Origin of the sequence: Klebsiella sp. JB_Kp042, assembly GCF_040065275.1 — a bacterium.
Taxonomy (GTDB): domain Bacteria; phylum Pseudomonadota; class Gammaproteobacteria; order Enterobacterales; family Enterobacteriaceae; genus Klebsiella; species Klebsiella quasipneumoniae.
Genome location: NZ_JBEAJL010000003.1, coordinates 1 through 854 on the forward strand (window position 1 = coordinate 1; position 854 = coordinate 854).

At 54.7% G+C, this 854-nt stretch carries 1 protein-coding gene; it reads left to right on the forward strand.

Going from position 1 to position 854, the window contains the following annotated elements:
* Positions 1-854: elongation factor Tu (gene tuf / locus ABLV54_RS00020; RefSeq protein ID WP_029780788.1), on the forward strand; the 854-nt coding region annotated here is incomplete at both ends.

An 854-nucleotide genomic window follows, 5' to 3' on the forward strand; every position in this document is an offset into this window, starting at 1 on the left:
CTGGCTAAAACCTACGGTGGTTCCGCTCGCGCATTCGACCAGATCGATAACGCGCCGGAAGAAAAAGCTCGTGGTATCACCATCAACACCTCTCACGTTGAATATGACACCCCGACTCGCCACTACGCGCACGTAGACTGCCCGGGCCACGCCGACTATGTTAAAAACATGATCACCGGTGCTGCGCAGATGGACGGCGCGATCCTGGTTGTTGCTGCGACTGACGGCCCGATGCCGCAGACTCGTGAGCACATCCTGCTGGGTCGTCAGGTAGGCGTTCCGTACATCATCGTGTTCCTGAACAAATGCGACATGGTTGATGACGAAGAGCTGCTGGAACTGGTTGAGATGGAAGTTCGTGAACTGCTGTCTCAGTACGATTTCCCGGGCGACGACACTCCGATCGTTCGTGGTTCTGCTCTGAAAGCGCTGGAAGGCGACGCAGAGTGGGAAGCGAAAATCATCGAACTGGCTGGCCACCTGGATACCTATATCCCGGAACCAGAGCGTGCGATTGACAAGCCGTTCCTGCTGCCGATCGAAGACGTATTCTCCATCTCCGGTCGTGGTACCGTTGTTACCGGTCGTGTAGAGCGCGGTATCATCAAAGTGGGTGAAGAAGTTGAAATCGTTGGTATCAAAGAAACCGCGAAAACCACCTGTACTGGCGTTGAAATGTTCCGCAAACTGCTGGACGAAGGCCGTGCTGGTGAGAACGTAGGTGTTCTGCTGCGTGGTATCAAACGTGAAGAAATCGAACGTGGTCAGGTACTGGCTAAGCCGGGCACCATCAACCCGCACACCAAGTTCGAATCTGAAGTGTACATTCTGTCCAAAGACGAAGGCGGCCGTCA